This window comes from Virgibacillus sp. Bac330 (assembly GCF_003667845.1).
Classification (GTDB): domain Bacteria; phylum Bacillota; class Bacilli; order Bacillales; family Amphibacillaceae; genus Virgibacillus; species Virgibacillus chiguensis.
This window is the reverse complement of record NZ_CP033048.1, coordinates 3,007,378-3,026,407: the sequence shown is the minus strand read 5'-3', so window position 1 is coordinate 3,026,407 and position 19,030 is coordinate 3,007,378. Positions and strand designations below refer to the sequence as shown.

Below are 19,030 nucleotides of genomic sequence, written 5' to 3'. Positions count from 1 at the left end.
ACCATAGTGGCAAATGTATATAAACAAGCTGGCGTAGACGTTGAGAAAGGCTACGAAGCTGTGGAACGAATGAAAAAGCATATCGAGCGAACGAATAAAAAGGAAGTGCTAGGTGGGATTGGTGCATTTGCCGGTCTGTTTGATCTGTCAGGCTTTTCCTACGAACAGCCAGTACTTGTATCAGGAACAGATGGGGTAGGAACAAAATTGAAGCTTGCGTTTGCTATGGATCAGCATCGTACCATTGGAATTGATGTTGTGGCGATGTGCGTCAATGATATTGTTGCTCAAGGGGCAAAACCACTCTTTTTCCTTGATTATATTGCTTGTGGAAAAAATGATCCGAAGCAAATAGAACAAATTGTAGCTGGGATTGCAGAAGGTTGTGTTCAGGCAGATGCAGCTTTAATCGGTGGAGAGACAGCTGAAATGCCAGGGATGTATCAAGCTGGTGAATATGATTTAGCTGGCTTTACCGTTGGCATTGCCGAGAAAAAAGAACTCATTACAGGAGAAAACATCCAATCCGGAGACGCTATTATCGGATTGCTATCAAGTGGTATACATTCTAATGGCTATTCGCTCGTGCGTAAGTTAACGACCGATTTAGCTTTTGATCAATCTTATAGTTTACGTGAACCTCTAGGAGAAGCATTACTTACGCCAACACGTATTTATGCGAAGTCGATACAAAGCGTTTTAAAAACAGGGTATATCAAAGGTGTAGCTCATATTACAGGTGGAGGTTTTTACGAAAACTTCCCACGCATGGTACCAGAAAATCTAGGAGTGGATATTGATACAAAGGCGTGGGACATACCAGAAATTTTTCCGTTTTTACAACAACAAGGAAAGATTGCGACAGAGGAAATGTTCGGTGTGTTTAATATGGGAATCGGGATGGCAATCGTTGTTGCAAAACAGCATGTGTCAGAAGTTATGGATCACTTAGAAACAGCAGGGGAGAAGGCCTCTATTATTGGTTCGGTGACGGAACAAAAAGGAGTGCACATACGTTTATGAGTCGGGTGAAGGCAGCCGTATTTGCTTCCGGGGCAGGCAGTAATTTTCAAGCCATGCTTGACGAAAGTGACTTGGCTTGTGAGATCGTTTTATTAATCTGTGACAGACCTGGGGCAGCCGTCATAGAAAGAGCAAGGCAACATCAAATTCCTGTCTATCAGTTCGACCCGAAGCAATATGCCACGAAAGAAGCGTATGAAAGAGAATTGGTGACTGTATTAAAAAAAGCGCGTGTAGAGTGGATTTTTTTAGCAGGATATATGCGTATTGTAGGTTCCTATTTACTACATGCGTATCAAGGTAAAATCGTGAATATCCACCCTTCGTTGTTGCCCGATTTCCCTGGGAAAGATGCGATTACGCAAGCTTTTGCAGCGAAAGTGGACAAAACAGGGGTAACCATTCATTTTATCGATGAAGGTATTGATACAGGACCGATCATCGCTCAACAAACAGTCAATATGTATCCAGATGATACGATTCGTTCATTAACAAAACGCATCCAGCAAGTCGAGCATAAGCTATATCCAAAAATAATTAGACAATTAGTACAAAATGAGGGAGAACTATGAAAAAACGAGCATTAATAAGTGTATATGACAAAGAAGGAATTACATCGTTTGCAAATGAATTAGTCCAGGCAGGATATGAGATTATTTCAACAGGTGGAACGCTCCATACATTACAAGCAGCTCATATTCCAGCAACTGCTGTGGAAAATATAACTGCTTTTCCAGAAATATTAGATGGTCGGGTTAAAACATTGCATCCAAACATTCATGGTGGATTACTTGCAAAACGGGGGAACAAAGCACATCTGCAAGAGCTTGAAGTGAATGCTATTACGCCAATTGATCTTGTTGTTGTTAACCTTTACCCCTTTAAGGAGACGGTAACGAACGAAGCTGCTTCTCATGAGGAAATCATTGAAAATATTGATATTGGTGGCCCTTCAATGTTGCGATCAGCGGCTAAAAATTATCAGGCGGTAACCGTGGTTGTTGATCCAACCGATTACGAAAGCGTACTCCAAGCATTGCAAACTGGTGAAGTTACGTTAGAACAACGTCAGCAGTTAGCTGCGAAAGTATTCCAACATACAGCAGCATATGATGCACTTATTGCCTCATACTTTACAGAAAGCACTGGAGAAGCATTTCCAGAACAGTATACGATTACATATGAAAAGGTACAGACGCTACGTTACGGAGAAAATCCACACCAAGCAGCTGCTTTTTATAAGCAACCGGTTACGAAACAGCAAGGATTGGCTACAAGTGAACAATTGCATGGGAAGGAGCTTTCCTATAACAACATCCAAGATGCGAATGCGGCTTTAGAGATTTTGGCAGAATACAACGCACCTACAGCTGTTGCGGTAAAACATATGAACCCATGTGGAATTGGAACGGCAGATACGCTTGCAAAAGCATTTGCACATGCGTATGCGGCAGACCCTGTTTCCATATTTGGAGGAATTGTTGCTTGCAATCAAATAGTAGATAAGGAAACGGCGCTGCAGTTAAGCGACATCTTTTTAGAAATTGTCATCGCACCAGATTTTACAGAAGAAGCACTACAAATATTAACAGAGAAGAAAAATATTCGTCTGATGAAATTACCTCGACAAGCAGATAAAGTAATCGAAAACAAATATACATCGGTTGTTGGTGGTATGTTAATTCAAACGAAAGATGAGGAACAAATTACAGCCTCCGATGTTACTGTTGCTACGAAACGAGAGCCCACGGAAAAAGAGAAGGAGCAATTACTCTTGGCGTGGAAGGCAGTCAAACATGTGAAATCCAATGCGATTGTGTTGGCAAAAGAGAATCGAACGGTCGGTATTGGTGCAGGACAAATGAATCGAGTTGGCGCTGCAAACATTGCCATTGAGCAAGCGAAAGAGCATGCAGTAGGAGCAGTTATGGCTTCGGATGCATTTTTTCCTATGCCAGACACGGTGGAAGCCGCTGCAAAAGCAGGAATTACTGCTATTATTCAGCCAGGCGGTTCCAAGCGCGATCAAGATTCTATTGATGTATGTAACCAATATGGGATTGCAATGATTTTTACGGGCATACGTCATTTCAAACATTAATTTTGGAGAGGAGCTTTTCGTTTCATGAACATTCTAGTCATTGGTCGTGGCGGTAGAGAGCATAGTATTGTAATGAAATTAAGGGAAAGTGGACAGGTTACTCAATTATATGTAGCTCCAGGAAATGGCGGAATGGTAGAGCAAGCTACTTGTGTCTCTATTGATGAAATGGATACCCAAGGGTTAATCGATTTTGCTAAGGAAAAGGCAATTGATTTAACAATTGTCGGTCCCGAAAATCCATTAAATAAAGGCATTGCGAACGCTTTTCAAAGAGAAGGATTACGTATCTTTGCTCCAACAAAAGAAGCTGCTCTCCTTGAAGGAAGCAAGCAATTTGCGAAACAATTTATGGACAAATATCATATACCAACTGCTGTTCACGAAACATTTACAGATGTAAATAAAGCAAAAGCATATATTGAATTAAAAGGAGCCCCTATTGTCATTAAAGCGGATGGGCTTGCTGCCGGTAAGGGAGTTGTTGTAGCTGAAACGAAACAAGCTGCATTTGCCGCTGTAGAAGAAATGTTAGTCGAAAAAACGTTTGCCGACGCAGGGACAACCATTGTTATAGAAGAATTTTTACAAGGAAAAGAATTCTCCTTAATGGCTTTTGTTTATCACGATCAAGTGTATCCGATGGTTCCTGCTCGTGATCATAAACGCGCCTTTGATTTTGATCAAGGACCGAATACTGGCGGAATGGGTGCTTTTGCGCCGGTACCAGACGTAACGCAAGCAGACTTGGACTATACGTATAAACATGTTTTACAGCCTACAGTGAACGGACTTATAGAAGAAGGAAGGCCATTTATCGGTGTGCTTTATGCAGGACTCATGAAAACGGAAACTGGCCCAAAAGTGATTGAATTTAACACTCGATTTGGTGATCCAGAAACGCAAGTTGTTTTGCCATTGTTAAAAAATGATTTGGCACAAGTATGTGTAGATGTAATAGATGGTATGGATCCGAAGCTTGAATGGGAGCAAAAAGCTTGTGTCGGTGTCGTCGTAGCTGCTAGTGGTTATCCAAATGAGTATGAAAAAGGAATAGACATTCCCGCATTGCCAGCTACGCCTGCGGAGATTGTCCATGCAGGCACAAAACAAATTGGTGAACGGATGGTGACAAACGGTGGTCGTATTTTAGTATCGGCAGCTGTAGCGGATACCCTTGATGAAGCGGCTTCGTTTGCTTATGAGCCTCTCCAAGTGTTCAAAGATAGAGATGAATTCTTTTATCGAACGGACATTGGGAAATAGATAGCTGGTCATGTTGAAGAATGGTTCTACACATCAGAAATGATGGTGGAGCCTTTTCTTTTTTCTTTTCACTATAGGAAAGGTAAGATTCATATTTTATAGTATAAGCAAAACGATGAGTGCTTTTCATCAGAAAGACTTTGGGTATTCTTTGCGCTTTATGCCTAAGGCTATTTTATTACAACACTTAAATAATAATGAACGTTTACAAAATTGAAACAATATAGCATGTGAAAATATGGTAAAATGAAGTGCAGTTAACCATCTTTGTGTAAGGTAAGAAGTTCGTCAGTTAAAGGCGTATGTGTCTGTCACGGATTTAGAAGTAGTTATCTAAGCTAACATCAACCGAAAGTAAGGCGTTACCAATGAATCATGGTATTTTTTTCCTTTTTACTTGTTCCTATACTAGATACATGTTAATGTACAAGAAAGCGTGTGTCACTTTTTTATACTATAGAAAAGCAAAGGCTTTCTCCAAGACACGTAGCGATACGCCAAGTTGTTCTAATCGTATAAGCAAAAAGCAGACTCGTTATGGAGAATGAACGACAAAAAATCTTTGCTTCATGCTGAAAATACAAACACTTAAATAACTTATTGGTTTACAACAGATGAAATGATACTGCCTGGTGTTTAAATAACCACGCATTGAAACTTCAGATAATAAAAGCAAATGTTACGTTTATGGGGGAGATGTTCATGTTACGAAATGGATTTTATTGGAGGAACCGTGAGATGAGGCAGCATGTCAGAGTCGTCGATGGAGAAGTAGCTCCAACGATCGTGCTAGAAAACGCGACTTACTTGAATGCGTATACGAAACAATGGGTAGAATCCAATATTTGGATGTATGAAGATCGGATTGTTTATGTTGGGGAGCAAATGCCAGCTAATTTACACGATACAGAGATTGTAGATTGTACAGGGAAGTATGTCGTTTCAGGTTATATTGAGCCACATGCCCACCCCTTTCAATTGTATAATCCGGAACAATTGGCATGGCACGCAGCTAAGACAGGCACAACAACATTAATCAATGACAATTTATTATGGTTATTTATGTTGAATAAAAAGAAAGCGTTTTCGATTTTGGAGGAGTTTAGCAAGCACCCTGTGTCTATGTATTGGTGGGCTCGATTTGATCCGCAGACGGAGTTGCAGGGGGAGCATGGTTTATTTCAGACAGAAGATGTTTTATCGTGGGTAAAACATCCTGCCGTCGTTCAGGGTGGCGAACTCACTTCCTGGCCAGACCTTCTAGCAGGTGACGATATTTTATTATATTGGATTCAAGAAACGAAAAATCAGCGTAAGCCTGTGGAAGGACATTTCCCAGGGGCTTCTGAACGGACCTTAACAAAAATGAAACTACTTGGTGTTAATGCGGATCATGAATCGATTTCTGGAGAAGAGATTTTACGGCGTCTACGACTAGGCTATCATGTAGGGTTGCGTTATTCATCGATTCGCCCCGATTTACCAAATTTAATAGAGGAAATGCTTGCAGCAGGGTTGACAACCTTTGAAAATTTAACCTTTACAACAGATGGAGCGACACCTGCTTTTTATGAAACAGGGCTTATTAATCAGTGTATCGACATTGCTATAAAAAAAGGAATACCTATTGAAGAAGCTTATTTAATGGGCAGTTTCTACGCTGCCAAGCATTTACGAATGGAAGAACAGCTAGGAAGTATTACACCGGGTCGATTTGCCCATATTAATATTTTAACAGAAAAAGATAATCCTCATCCAGAGAGTGTGCTGTCAAAAGGAAAATGGATTGTAAAACATGGCGAACAGCAAAAAATGCAAGCCCAAATCCCGTGGTCAAAATATCACATCAAGCCACTAGATTTAGATTGGGAAATAAGCTATAAAGAATTACAATTTTCCGTTCCAATCGGTTTGGAAATGGTCAACGATGTAATTATGACGCCATATCCAATTGAAGTGGATATAACCGTTGAAGAACTTCCTGCCGAAACAACGGATTCTTTTTTAGTTTTACTTGATCGACATGGCAAATGGCGTGTGAATACGACGTTACGGGGGTTTACGAATGAGCTAGGTGCTATCGCAAGCTCTTATTCCGTGTCTGGTGATTTTGTATTTATTGGAAAACGAAAAAGCGATTTGTTACTTGCTGGTAAACGTATAAAAGAGTTAGGCGGGGGGATTGTTATTGCTCATCATGGAGAAATATTATTAGAAATTCCGCTCCAACTTGGTGGGATGATGTATGCTGGAGCGATGGACGAACTGATTAAACAGGAAAAAGAATTAAAACAGATTTTACAATCATTTGGGTATCCATTTTCTGACCCTGTGTATTCGATATTTTTCTTATCCTCTACGCATTTACCTTATGTGCGTATTACGCCGCAGGGAATTATAGATGTGAAGCAAAAGGAACTCCTATTCCCTGCAACGATGTGTTAGCGTATAATCAACGAGGCAGCTTGTCAGGTAAAAGAAGCAGTGTCTACGTATTAAAAATTAGAAAAAATCATAAACAAACGCACTGCGGTAAGCTCGGGACTTCATTTTACTGTAGGAAAGCAAAAAAGTTTAAAGGTTTATAGTATAAGAAAAACTGCGGCTTCCGCCATAAGACATGGCGATAAGCCAAGTTTTTCTTATAAGTGTAATACAGTGCTGACCAAACTTTTTATAGGGTAAGAAGTGGCATTACTCGTATTGGGAGCATATGATAAGGCCCTTCCAAGTATGTAATATGAAAAAGGCAATCGAAGGAGGAAATAGTATGCGAAAAGTTTTATTCATAGTAGTTATCATAGCAATTGTTTTTATTGCAGGTTGTAAAGATGAAGGGGATGTGGGGAAGGACAACGAAAAAGATGATGATAAAAATGCTGCATATGCTTTGACGGGTCTTTCTGCCGATGGATCAACAGATAACAGAATGGTTGCTGTCATGGTAAATAATCATCCGAAAGCAAGGCCGCAAACGGGTTTATCACAAGCAGATATTGTTTTCGAAATGCTAGCTGAAGGGAATATTACGCGGTTTCTAGCGCTTTACCAAAGTGAGCTACCTGATGTTATTGGCCCTGTTCGCAGTGCGCGGGAGTATTATTTTGATTTAGCCCAAGGGTATAATGCTATTTACGTGCATCACGGCGCTGCTGATTTTATTAATCAAAAGATAAAAGATAAAGGAATTGACCATCTGAATGGCTCGCTTTATGATAATGATGGTAACTTATTTAAACGAGAGACTTTTCGTAAAGCGCCTCATAACTCGTATTTACAAACCGATGCGATATATGAAATAGCGGAAGATAAAGGGTATGATGTAACTGCTACATATGAATCATTGCCATTTCTAGAAACGGATGCTGAAATTGCTGGTTCTCCTGCACCAAAGGTTACCGTTAGTTATGCAAATAATTCAAATGAAATGATACAATATATATTTAAAGAGGACAGTGGAACGTATAAGCGCTATAATGGAGAGCAGCAAACTGTAGAAATGGATACGGAAGAGCCAATTGAAATAAATAATGTATTCATTATCGAAGCAAGTCATCAAGTAATTGACCAAGAGGGACGCCGCGCAATTGATTTAGAATCCGGCGGTGAGGCTTATTTATTACAAAATGGTGTGATGCAAGAGGTACAATGGGAAAATCGAGCGGGCAGAATCATCCCCGTAAAGAATAGTAAGGAAGTACCGTTTGTTCCGGGGAAAACATGGATTAATGTTATTCCTCAACAACCTGGATTGCAAGACATTGTAACGATATCAAGTGATTAATGGGGAGGAGGCCGAGATGTGCAAATTGATAAATTACGTGGACAACATTTAGATGAACTATTTGAAGCTATCCTATCATTAAAAGATAAAGAAGAATGCTACCGCTTTTTTGATGATATAGCAACAATGTCTGAAATTCAATCGCTGTCACAGCGCCTGCAAGTAGCTAAAATGTTAACACAAGGTGCTACGTATAATGCGATTGAAGAAAAGACAAATGCTTCAACGGCTACTATTTCACGCGTACGGAGATGTATTAATTACGGAAGTGATGGTTATAAAATCGTGCTTGATCGGATCATGGAAGATAAATAGGTACCATTTTATAGAAAAATTCGTCACCATTTTTTGGTGGCGTCTTTTATTGCGCTTTAGGAAAAAACAGCCCTCTTTCCAAATAGGATAAGTACGTATAATAAATTTCATGCTATGGGATAACCAAATAACCGAATAAGCCCCGTCCGGCTCCAAAGCCCAGCAACTAGGCGACTTCACTCCATTGCCCTAAGCGAAGTCATCATCGGTTCGTTCTAAATAGGAAGGCCGACTAAAGACGGGCTTGCCGGAGGGCGCCGGCATACTCCTGTTGCAGGAGCATGAATCCTAAAACTTTCGTTGCTTCGTTTCAGTCGCTACGTTGCTAAACGGGCGCTTGCGCCTTTGTTCATTCCATAAAGGTTTTTTGGTATAATGAACTAACGGATAAACAATATGGAGGATTTGAATCGTGACTACGTTATTAAAGCAATGGAAACACATATTTAAGCTTGATCCAGCAAAAGAAATAACGGATGAGGATTTAGAGAAAATATGCGAGTCTGGTACAGATGCAATTATCGTTGGTGGTACGGATAATATTACCTTAGACAACGTATTAGATTTACTATCCCGCATTCGTCGATATACAGTGCCTTGTATTTTAGAAATATCATCCATGGATGCCATTACGCCAGGATTTGATTATTATTATATTCCCATGGTGCTCAATTCAAAAGAGAAAAAATGGATGATGGATATGCAACATCAGGCCATTAAAGATTATGTAGATATGATGGAGTTTAGCGAAATTTTCTTTGAAGGGTATTGCATTTTGAACGAGGACGCAAAAGCCTTTGCGTATACGAATAGTTATTTACCAGATGAGGAAGATGTCATCGCTTATGCGTACATGGTGGATAAAGTATTTCACTTGCCTATATTTTACATGGAGTATAGCGGGAAATATGGCGATCCAGCCTTAGTTGCTAAGGTGAAAACGCAATTACAGCATGCCACTCTTTTTTACGGTGGAGGTATAGAAACTGCTGCCCAAGCGAAGGAAATGAAACAGTACGCTGATGTCATCGTTGTTGGCAACAGTATATATACGAATATGAAGCAAGCTTTACAAACCGTTTCTGCGGTAAAAGAGTAATCAGTTAGGCGGTGATAGAATGAGTCAAACAAAGGAAACATTATTAAAAGGATTGAATCAACAACAGCGAGAAGCTGTGATGCATACAGACGGCCCACTGCTCATTATGGCTGGTGCTGGAAGTGGAAAGACACGTGTATTGACGCATCGAATTGCTTATTTATTAGCAGAGAAGGACGTTTCTGCTCGTAATGTGTTAGCTATTACATTTACAAATAAAGCAGCTAGAGAAATGAGAGAACGTGTGAAAAGGTTAGTTGGACCTGAAAGTGAGTATATGTGGGTATCGACTTTTCACTCGATGTGTGTACGCATTTTACGTAGGGACATTGACCGCGTTGGCTATAACAGTAATTTTACCATTTTAGATAGCAGTGATCAGCTATCGGTCGTCAAGCAAGTGCTTAAAAATTTGAATATAGATCCGAAAAAAATGGAACCAAGGGCTATGCTTGGTCAAATTAGTGCTGCCAAAAACGAACTCATTACACCAGAAGAATATAATAAACGTGTAGGTAACTTTTTTGAACGGCAAGTAGGACAAGTATATGAAGCGTATCAAAAGATGATTGTAAAAAACCAATCGCTTGATTTTGATGATTTGATTATGCAAACCATTCATTTATTTAAACGTGTGCCAGAAGTGTTGGAATACTACCAACGTCGTTTTCAATATATTCATGTTGATGAGTATCAAGATACGAACCACGCACAATATGCACTTGTAAAAATGCTAGCGAGTCGTTATCAAAACTTATGTGTTGTAGGTGATTCCGATCAGTCCATTTACCGCTGGCGAGGTGCTGATATTGCAAATATCCTAACCTTTGAAAAGGATTATCCGACCTCAAGAACCATTATGTTGGAACAGAATTATCGCTCTACAAAGTCTATTTTAGCGGCTGCGAACCATGTGATTGATAATAACACAAGCAGGAAGCCGAAAAAACTATGGACAGAAAATGAGGATGGCAAACAAATTCATTACTTTCAAGGTGCAACGGAACAAGAGGAAGCTTTATTTGTCACGGAAAAAATCCAGCAATTAACTCGAGAAGGGGAATACTCCCCAAGTGATGTGGCGATACTATATCGAACGAATGCGCAATCTCGTGCTATTGAGGATACCTTGGTGAAATCGAATATGGCGTATCAAATGGTAGGCGGTACGAAATTCTATGAGCGCAAAGAGATTAAGGACATTATTGCGTACTTGCGTTTAATTGCCAATCCTAATGATGATTTAAGCTTTGAGCGTGTTGTCAATGTGCCGAAACGAGGAATCGGGAAAACGTCGGTGGAACGTTTACGCGAATATGCTGCTCTTCACGATATTTCTTTCCACGAAGCAGTGAAGGAAGTCGATTTTACGGGCGTATCTAAAAAAGCAGCTAACGCGCTTGCTGCATTCTCAAGCCTCATTGAATCTCTGTCGCAACAACAAGAGTTTTTGACAGCTACAGATATGGTAGAGGCTGTATTAACGCGAACCGGCTATGAAACGATGTTAAAAAACGAGCGATCCATCGAGGCGCAAAGTCGTTTGGAAAACTTAGAAGAATTTATGACGGTTACGCAAGACTTTGAAGCAGGTAGTGAGGATAAAACACTTGTTGCCTTTTTAACAGATTTAGCCTTAATTGCTGATATTGATCAAGTAGATGAAGAGGAAACAGAAGCAGAAGCTAAAATTACATTAATGACGTTACATGCAGCAAAAGGATTAGAATTTCCAGTTGTATTTTTGATCGGTATGGAAGAAAATGTTTTTCCACATAGCCGTTCCATGTTCGATGAGGAAGAAATGGAAGAAGAACGCCGATTAGCTTATGTCGGTATTACGCGTGCTGAAAAAGAGCTTTATCTCACCCATGCGCGTATGCGAACCTTGTTTGGACGAACGAATATGAATCCTATTAGCCGGTTTATTAATGAAATACCGGAAGAATTAATAGCAGGTATCGAAGTAGCTAACGATACGATGTTTGGCAGAAGCACAGAACCGAAGCCGAGCAGAGCACAATCGATGAAGCGTAAAGCACAGCAAATGCAGAAAACATCCGGTGCTGAAAATGAGACGTGGTCACCTGGCGATAAAGCGAACCATAAAAAATGGGGCGTGGGTACGGTTGTAAAAGTAAGTGGAGAAGGTGAAGCAATGGAGCTTGATATTGCTTTCCCTGCACCAGTCGGCATTAAACGTGTATTAGCAAAATTTGCACCAATTACGAAACAATAAGGGAGGTGCTTGGATGGACAAACAACAAGCACAAGAGAAAATAAAACAGCTTACGGCGATTTTAAATCAGTATAACTATGAGTATCATGTGCTAGATAAGCCATCTGTGGAAGATGCGGTTTATGACCAAAAAATGCGCGAGCTTCGTGAACTAGAAGAAGCATATCCAGATTTTCAAGAGCCAGATTCTCCTACACAGCGTGTTGGTGGAGAGCCGCTGGAAGAATTTCATAAAGTAGAGCACCGCATCCCTATGCTTAGCTTGGCAAATGCTTTTAATGAACAGGATATTCGCGATTTTGTTAAAAGGGTGAGTCAAGGAACGGAGGAGCCAATAAGCTTCGTTTGTGAGTTAAAAATTGATGGATTAGCAGTTTCTTTAACATACGAAGATGGCAAGTTTGTTCGTGGAGCAACACGTGGTGACGGAACAATAGGGGAAGATATTACAAGTAATTTACGAACAATCCGTAGCATTCCATTAACGATTAGAGAAAATGAAACATTGGAAATACGTGGAGAAGCGTTTATGCCACATAAATCCTTTTTAGCTTTAAATAAAGAACGAGAAGCGAAGGGGGAAGAACCGTTTGCCAACCCGCGGAACGCAGCGGCTGGTTCTTTACGCCAGCTTGATCCGAAAATTGCCGCGAAACGAAACCTCGACATTTTTTTGTATGGGGTTGGCGAATGGGAGAATAGCAATGTAACGAAACATAGTGAACGGCTAGAACGGTTAAAAGAATTAGGTTTAAAGGTTAACCCAGAATGGAGAAAATGTGACTCCGTAGAAGAAGTGATGGCGTATGTGCAATATTGGACGACAGAACGACCACACCTAAATTATGAAATTGATGGGATCGTTATTAAAGTAGATGACATTAACCAGCAAGAAAAATTAGGTTATACTGCAAAAAGCCCGCGTTGGGCAATTGCTTATAAATTTCCGGCTGAAGAAGCGGTAACGAAACTGACTGATATTGAATTAAGTGTTGGTAGGACAGGTGTAGTTACACCGACAGCGATTTTAAATCCAGTAAAAGTTGCTGGCACAACTGTTCAACGTGCTTCTCTTCATAATGAAGATTTAATAAGGGAACAGGATATTCGTATTGGCGACACGGTCGTGATTAAAAAAGCGGGAGATATTATTCCTAAAGTAGTCCGAGCTGTGGTAGAAGAACGAACAGGAGAAGAGCGAGAATTTCATATGCCAGAGGAGTGCCCTGCATGTGGCAGTGAATTAGTCCGCTTAGAGGAAGAGGTTGCTTTACGTTGTATTAACCCAAATTGCCCTGCGCAACTAAAAGAAGGGCTTATCCATTTTGTATCTAGGAATGCTATGAATATTGATGGGCTTGGAGAGAAAGTAATTGTTCAACTATTCCAAGCAGATTTGGTGAAAACAATTGCTGATATTTACCGTCTGGAAAGAACAGAACTCTTAAAACTTGAACGAATGGGAGAAAAATCAGTTACCAATTTATTAGAAGCAATTGAAGCTTCAAAAGCAAATTCACTGGAAAAATTATTATTCGGTCTTGGCATTCGTTTTGTTGGAGCAAAAGCTGCCAAAACATTAGCAATGGAATTTGAAACGATGGAAAAGCTACAACAAGCAACATATGATGATTTAGTTGCGATTAATGAAATTGGCGAAAAAATGGCTGACTCTATCGTACAATATTTTCAAGAACAACAAGTGATGGATCTTTTAGAAGAATTGCGTAGCCTTGGTGTTAACATGTCTTATTTAGGAGTGAAACCTACAGAAACAGCTCAAACAAGTGTATTTAGCGGGAAAACAGTTGTGTTAACAGGAAAAATGGAAATTTATACACGAACCGAAGCAAAGCAATTGATTGAAGACTTAGGTGGGAATGTAACCGGGAGCGTCAGTAAAAAGACAGATTTAGTCATTGCTGGTGTCGATGCAGGTTCCAAGTTAGCGAAAGCAGAGGATCTTGGAATTGAAGTCTGGGATGAATCCCAATTTCAACACGTCGTGAAAAACGAGGGAGTGGAATCGTGAAAAAGACAATGATTTGGTTCATAGGTGCACTATTGCTGCTCACGAGCTGCGCCCCCAATATGAACAAAGATGAAGTGGTACAGGAAAAAGAATCAAATTCAAATGAAGAGCAGGCGATTGTTCCTAGCTATCAGCTTTCAGAGGATAACTATAAAATGATTCTCCCGTTTAAACCTGGTAAAGCAAGAGGTGTGATCGTAACGCAAGTGGCTAATCGTCTTGATATAGATGAAGTGGAGGAAGGCTTACGGCGACATTCTAAATCGGTGTTCGATCCAAAAAAGCATTTATTTCAAGAAGGGCAATACATTGATGAAGAAACAGTTAACAAATGGATTGATGGATTAAATCCAAAGAAGAAAGAAGGGGCGCCGGAGAAGTATTATAGGGATAACCCCCGCTACCTATCTCATATTCTAGAGCAAAATTATTTAGTCAAAAAGGACAATAAGGTATCACTAGCAGGTATTTCGATCGGGATTGCAATGAAATCCACCTACCAATTTCAAACGGAAACGGGCGGTCCAACGTACGAAGAGGATATTAGCAAATCAGAAATGATGAAACAAGCAAATAAAATTGCTAATAAGCTTCTTGAAGATATACGTAAAATCGAAGGATTAGAAAATGTTCCGATTATGATGGCAATTTATCGTGAAGAGGACCAATCTTCTCCTGTTCCAGGTAATTTTGTCGCTAAAACAAATATACCAGCAGACAGTTCTTCTGTTGGAGAGTGGGATTCCATTAAAGAAAAGTATGTATTATTCCCGTCAGAAGAAGGAAAAGAAGATTATTTTGAAGATCATGAACTAGTGACGAATTTCGGTAAGGAAATCGCTAGTTATTTTCCGAATTATGTCGGTGTTGTCGGTGAAGGATTCTACGTAAATGATGAATTGCAAAAGATGACGCTTGAGATCCCAATTGAGTTTTATGGGAAAGGAGAAGTCGTTGGCTTTACTCAATATGCTTACGGCTTAGTCCAGGAAATGTTTTCAGACCATTACGGCTTAGAAGTCAAAATAACATCCAGTGATAAACTAGAAAGTATCATCTATCGAAATCCTGGTTCGAAAAAGCCAACAGTAAATATTTTATAATTGTTAGGTAAAAGCACTCCTTGATAATAGATGACGAGCGTTTAGTCATGCCGTTTTGTATGATAGACCTTCGCGTGTACGATTAATTCCTAACCCAAGCAATTACGGTTCTTATGAAATTACCCAAGGTAAACCTGCATGGAAGAGGTTTCTCCCATGCAGGTTTTTAACAGTTTGCCAGATAAGAATGGTATTCGTAACTAACGATTGATAAAAGCCAACGTGCATCCCGGCCCAACTGTAATTTGAAGGGAATTGGAAAAAGAAGAAAGTGGATTACTTCTCAATTTAGACTAGGGGAAACGCTTGCTACATAAAGTTTTTTTTGATGACGTGCATTTTTTTAAGGTCTTATTTCCTAAAAAATTTAATTTGAAGGTAAACAATGGACGGACAATATCATTTTTTCTACGCATAAAGTATTACTTCCTATTACGTTGTTTTTTACAACTTTATACAACAACTATACAGACTTTCTTAAATGAAGAAAAAGAAGAAAGATTTCAGCCTATTTTACAGTAGTAACCCCCGCAAAAACGAACTATTTTCCCAATATGAATTATCTGAATTTATGTTATAATGAAACTATACAAAGTTGAAAATCTAAGGAGATGGTGGGTGGGAATTTGGTAGACGTTGGTCCTTTCATCAAATTACAACGAACGAAGCGACAAATGACGCAAGAAGAATTGTCGGAAGGAATCGTTTCATTGTCTTATTTATCCAAGATTGAAAATAAAAAGACGAAGGCAAGCCCAGAAATCATTCAATTACTTTGTAATCGATTAGGAATTGAATTTGCAGAAGAAACGAATTCCCACATCGAAGAGAAATGTCAACAATGGTATGAAATGCTCTTTGACCACTGTGATAAACAAGAAATGACCGACCGTTATGAAGAATTGCAAGTAATCATGAATCAGAGTATTAATGAAAGTTTTATTATGTTTGAAATACATCAAATCCGTTATTATAGTGTTTTACGTGATTTTAATAAAGCGCTAGCAAAAATTAATGAGCTACATGAGTTAGTAGATTCTTTTAACCATAAACATGAATATTACTGGTACAAGTTTAAGGGCGGTTATTATTCGCTTCAAGACAAGCATGCTAAAGCGATGAAATTGTTTAAGCAGGCTCAAGAAAAAATCCCGCTTGCCAATTTAAATGAGGTAGAAATAGCTGACCTAAAATATGGATTAGCTGTCACTCATAGTCAACTATGGCAACAGTTGGAGTGTTTGGATTATACACAAGAAGCAATGGAAGTATTTCAACGCGAATATAATTTTGATCGCTGTGGTCAATGCCATATTTTATTTGGCATCTCTTACCAAAGGTTTAAGAAATATGAAAAAGCAATTAAAAACTTTCAATTAGCAAAACATCTAGGCGAACTGTGTGATAACAAAGACGTGATTAGTTTAGCACATCAAAATTTAGGTTATCTGTATTCGACTACTGGAAATTCGGAAGAAGCAATCAAAAATTATTTGTTAGCTATTGAGGATAAAGATGTAGATACTGATAACCTACTATCCACTTATACTTGTTTAATTGAAGAATATTATCATGTTAAACAATATGAGAAAGTGGAGCAAAACTTACGAGAAGCTAAAGAATTATTATCAAAAGTCACGTATTCTGATTTGTGGAATCTTTATGATTATATTATTAAAGTGTATACACACTTAATAAATGAAGAATTTGATAAGTTTAAAGTGGTATTAACAGATCACTTTATACCGTACCTTAAACAAGCAGGCGAACATAGTTACTTGGTGTTTTATTCTAAGTTACTAGCCAACCTTTTAGAGGAATGGGGAAAGTATAAAGAATCTGTTCAATATTATAAGTTAGCAAGCTTAAGCTATGAGGAATTTGTCAACATGTAATTTAAATAAGGGGGGATAAATTGAAAAAAGGATTACTATCCGTACTATGTGGTGCCTTACTTGTTGGCAGCCTTTTCTTTACAGAGCAGCAATTTTCAGAAAGTGCTGGGAAGGGCTCGCATCCTGGAGTGTCCAACCATAACGAGCAGTTTTAATTGATTTATATTCTTTTCAATCTATTTTAACTTTTTTACCCTATTATGATAGAATCTTTCCCAGAGTGGCGTGGAACCCGTTCTGGGCCTTTTTTTGTGTGAGCGTTTATTTCAACCGCCCGCGTTCATCGTAAATGCGCTCGTGCTCGTCCCGAACTCGCTCCTGTTCTCGCCAATGCGCTCGTGCTCGTCCGTATTCGCTCCCGTTCCTCGGAAAATCGCTCGTGCTCGTCCGGTATTCGCTCCCGTTCCTCGGAAAATCGCTCGTGCTCGTCCGGTATTCGCTCCCGTTCCTCGGAAAATCGCTCGTGCTCGTCCGGTATTCGCTCCCGTTCCTCGGAAAATCGCTCGTGCTCGTCCCGAACTCGCTCCCGTTCATCGCAAATGCGCTCCTGTTCGTCCGTATTTGCTCCCGTTCCTCGTAAATGCGCTCGTGCTCGTTCGGTATTCGCTCCTGTTCCTCGCCAGATCGCTCGTGCTCGCCCCGAACTCGCTCCCGTTCATCGCAAATGCGCTCCTGTTCGTCCGTATTTGCTCCCGTTCCTCGTAAATGCGCTCGTGCTCGTTCGGTATTCGCTCCCGTTCATCGCAAATCGCTCGTGCTCGTCCGTATTCGCTCCCGTTCATCGCAAATGCGCTCGTGCTCGTCCCGAACTCGCTCTCGTTCCTCGCCAGATCGCTCGTGCTCGTCCGGTATTCGCTCTCGTTCCTCGCCAGATCGCTCGTGCTCGTCCGGTATTCGCTCCCGTTCCTCGGAAAATCGCTCGTGCTCGTCCCGAACTCGCTCTCGTTCCTCGCCAGATCGCTCGTGCTCGTCCGTATTCGCTCCCGTTCCTCGGAAAATCGCTCGTGCTCGTCCGTATTCGCTCTCGTTCCTCGCCAAATCGCTCGTGCTCGTCCCAGATTCGCTCCCGTTCCTCGGAAAATCGCTCGTGCTCGCCCCGAACTCGCTCTCGTTCCTCGTCAGATCGCTCGTGCTCGTCCGAACTCGCTCTCGTTCCTCGCAAATCGCTCGTGCTCGTCCCGAACTCGCTCTCGTTCCTCGTCAGATCGCTCGTGCTCGTCCGGTATTCGCTCTCGTTCCTCGCCAATTCGCCTGCTCGTCCGAACTCGCTCCTGTTTCTCGTAAATCGCTCGTGCTCGTCCGTATTCGCTCCCGTTCCTCGCCAATTCGCTCCCGCTCGTCCGGGGTTTGCTCTCGTTCCTCGCAAATGCGCTCGTGCTCGCCCCGAACTCGCTCTCGTTCCTCGTCAGATCGCTCGTGCTCGTCCGGTATTCGCTCCCGTTCCTCGGAAAATCGCTCCTGCTCGTCCCAGATTCGCTCCCGTTCCTCGGAAAATCGCTCGTGCTCGTCCCGAACTCGCTCTCGTTCCTCGGAAATGCGCTCGTGCTCGTCCGTATTCGCTCTCGTTCCTCGCCAAATCGCTCGTGCTCGCCCCGAACTCGCTCCCGTTCATCGCAAATCGCTCGTGCTCGTTCGGGATTCGCTCCCGTTCATCGCAAATCCGCTCGTGCTCGTCCGGTATTCGCTCCCGTTCATCGCAAATGCGCTCGTGCTCGTCCCGAACTCGCTCCTGTTCCTCGTAAGTTCGCTCGTGCTCGTCCCGAACTCGCTCCTGTTCCTCGCCAATTCGCCTGCTCGTCCGAACTCGCTCCCGTTTGTCGTAAATTCGCTCCTACCCGCTGGAAATCGCTCCCGTTCGTCGTAACCTCGCTCCTGCTTGCGTGTAAATCCGCTCCCGTTTGTCGTAACTTCGCTCATCCCCGAGCAGAAACCGCTCATGTTCGTCGTAAATTCGCTCATCCCCGCGCAGAACTCGCTCCCGTTCGTTGTAACCTCGCTCGTGCTCGTCCCGAATTCGCTCATGTTCCTCGCCAACTCGCTCCCCCCGTCGAAAATTTTCGAAATAAGGTGTCCTTTTGTTTACAGTTTTGTCAAAAATGGTACTATATTATTACAATATTCTTTTATGAAAGAATATTTGATGTATTGGGGAGTTGTTTTTCATATTATAAAG

Annotated in this window: 14 protein-coding genes; 13 read left to right on the top strand and 1 reads right to left on the bottom strand. The window is 41.0% G+C overall.

Annotated elements, in window-relative coordinates; translation table 11 throughout:
- Positions 1 to 6: 6 nt before the first annotated feature.
- From purM to D9780_RS21505, 13 genes are all read left to right on the top strand, one after another.
- Complete coding sequence (gene purM, locus D9780_RS13970; protein ID WP_121640501.1) at positions 7 to 1,023, top strand: phosphoribosylformylglycinamidine cyclo-ligase; 1,017 nt, start codon at positions 7 to 9, stop codon at positions 1,021 to 1,023.
- A complete protein-coding gene (gene purN / locus D9780_RS13965; RefSeq protein ID WP_121640500.1) occupies positions 1,020 to 1,595 on the top strand; it encodes a phosphoribosylglycinamide formyltransferase in 576 nt (191 codons plus the stop codon). Before purM ends, purN begins: the two co-directional genes overlap by 4 nt.
- Complete coding sequence (gene purH / locus D9780_RS13960) at positions 1,592 to 3,124, top strand: bifunctional phosphoribosylaminoimidazolecarboxamide formyltransferase/IMP cyclohydrolase (protein WP_121640499.1); 1,533 nt, start codon at positions 1,592 to 1,594, stop codon at positions 3,122 to 3,124. The genes purN and purH overlap by 4 nt, the downstream gene beginning before the upstream one ends.
- Positions 3,125 to 3,148: 24 nt before the next feature.
- Positions 3,149 to 4,390, top strand: a complete 1,242-nt coding sequence (gene purD, locus D9780_RS13955; RefSeq protein ID WP_121640498.1) for a phosphoribosylamine--glycine ligase — start codon at positions 3,149 to 3,151, stop codon at positions 4,388 to 4,390.
- A gap of 702 nt (positions 4,391 to 5,092) precedes the next feature.
- On the top strand, positions 5,093 to 6,835 hold the full coding sequence (locus D9780_RS13950; RefSeq protein WP_121640497.1) for an adenine deaminase C-terminal domain-containing protein: 1,743 nt from the start codon (positions 5,093 to 5,095) through the stop codon (positions 6,833 to 6,835).
- Between the two features lie 325 nt (positions 6,836 to 7,160).
- Positions 7,161 to 8,174, top strand: a complete 1,014-nt coding sequence (locus tag D9780_RS13945) for a DUF3048 domain-containing protein (protein WP_121640496.1) — start codon at positions 7,161 to 7,163, stop codon at positions 8,172 to 8,174.
- An 18-nt stretch (positions 8,175 to 8,192) separates the two neighbouring features.
- Positions 8,193 to 8,489 (top strand): YerC/YecD family TrpR-related protein, encoded by a 297-nt coding sequence (locus tag D9780_RS13940; protein WP_073011871.1) that lies wholly within the window; start codon positions 8,193 to 8,195, stop codon positions 8,487 to 8,489.
- A 412-nt stretch (positions 8,490 to 8,901) separates the two neighbouring features.
- Positions 8,902 to 9,588: a heptaprenylglyceryl phosphate synthase gene (locus D9780_RS13935; protein WP_121640495.1), complete on the top strand. Its 687-nt coding sequence runs from the start codon at positions 8,902 to 8,904 to the stop codon at positions 9,586 to 9,588.
- 19 nt (positions 9,589 to 9,607) lie between these two features.
- The gene (gene pcrA / locus D9780_RS13930) at positions 9,608 to 11,827 is read left to right on the top strand and encodes a DNA helicase PcrA (RefSeq protein WP_073011877.1); all 2,220 of its coding nucleotides are present in this window, start codon (positions 9,608 to 9,610) and stop codon (positions 11,825 to 11,827) included.
- A 13-nt stretch (positions 11,828 to 11,840) separates the two neighbouring features.
- Positions 11,841 to 13,859 carry an NAD-dependent DNA ligase LigA gene (gene ligA / locus D9780_RS13925; RefSeq protein WP_121640494.1) on the top strand — a complete coding sequence of 673 codons (2,019 nt, stop codon included), beginning with the start codon at positions 11,841 to 11,843 and terminating at the stop codon, positions 13,857 to 13,859.
- Positions 13,856 to 14,962 (top strand): CamS family sex pheromone protein, encoded by a 1,107-nt coding sequence (locus D9780_RS13920; RefSeq protein WP_073011882.1) that lies wholly within the window; start codon positions 13,856 to 13,858, stop codon positions 14,960 to 14,962. Before ligA ends, D9780_RS13920 begins: the two co-directional genes overlap by 4 nt.
- Before the next feature lie 626 nt (positions 14,963 to 15,588).
- Positions 15,589 to 16,857, top strand: a complete 1,269-nt coding sequence (locus tag D9780_RS13910; RefSeq protein ID WP_162985879.1) for a helix-turn-helix domain-containing protein — start codon at positions 15,589 to 15,591, stop codon at positions 16,855 to 16,857.
- A gap of 20 nt (positions 16,858 to 16,877) precedes the next feature.
- Positions 16,878 to 17,012: a hypothetical protein gene (locus tag D9780_RS21505; RefSeq protein ID WP_256359872.1), complete on the top strand. Its 135-nt coding sequence runs from the start codon at positions 16,878 to 16,880 to the stop codon at positions 17,010 to 17,012.
- Between the two features lie 1,250 nt (positions 17,013 to 18,262).
- On the opposite strand, the gene D9780_RS13900 is transcribed toward D9780_RS21505, so the two are convergent.
- Positions 18,263 to 18,469 (bottom strand): hypothetical protein, encoded by a 207-nt coding sequence (locus tag D9780_RS13900; RefSeq protein ID WP_121640491.1) that lies wholly within the window; start codon positions 18,467 to 18,469, stop codon positions 18,263 to 18,265.
- Between the last annotated feature and the right edge of the window lie 561 nt (positions 18,470 to 19,030).

What these genes read in the sequence shown, in the direction of transcription:
- purN (WP_121640500.1), top strand. Translation starts at nt 1,020, where the DNA reads ATGAGTCGGGTGAAGGCAGCCGTATTTGCTTCCGGGGCAGGCAGTAAT.
- purH (WP_121640499.1), top strand. Translation starts at nt 1,592, where the DNA reads ATGAAAAAACGAGCATTAATAAGTGTATATGACAAAGAAGGAATTACA.
- purD (WP_121640498.1), top strand. Translation starts at nt 3,149, where the DNA reads ATGAACATTCTAGTCATTGGTCGTGGCGGTAGAGAGCATAGTATTGTA.
- D9780_RS13950 (WP_121640497.1), top strand. Translation starts at nt 5,093, where the DNA reads ATGTTACGAAATGGATTTTATTGGAGGAACCGTGAGATGAGGCAGCAT.
- D9780_RS13945 (WP_121640496.1), top strand. Translation starts at nt 7,161, where the DNA reads ATGCGAAAAGTTTTATTCATAGTAGTTATCATAGCAATTGTTTTTATT.
- pcrA (WP_073011877.1), top strand. Translation starts at nt 9,608, where the DNA reads ATGAGTCAAACAAAGGAAACATTATTAAAAGGATTGAATCAACAACAG.
- ligA (WP_121640494.1), top strand. Translation starts at nt 11,841, where the DNA reads ATGGACAAACAACAAGCACAAGAGAAAATAAAACAGCTTACGGCGATT.
- D9780_RS13900 (WP_121640491.1), bottom strand. Translation starts at nt 18,469, where the DNA reads ATGAACGGGAGCGAGTTCGGGGCGAGCACGAGCGATTTGGCGAGGAAC.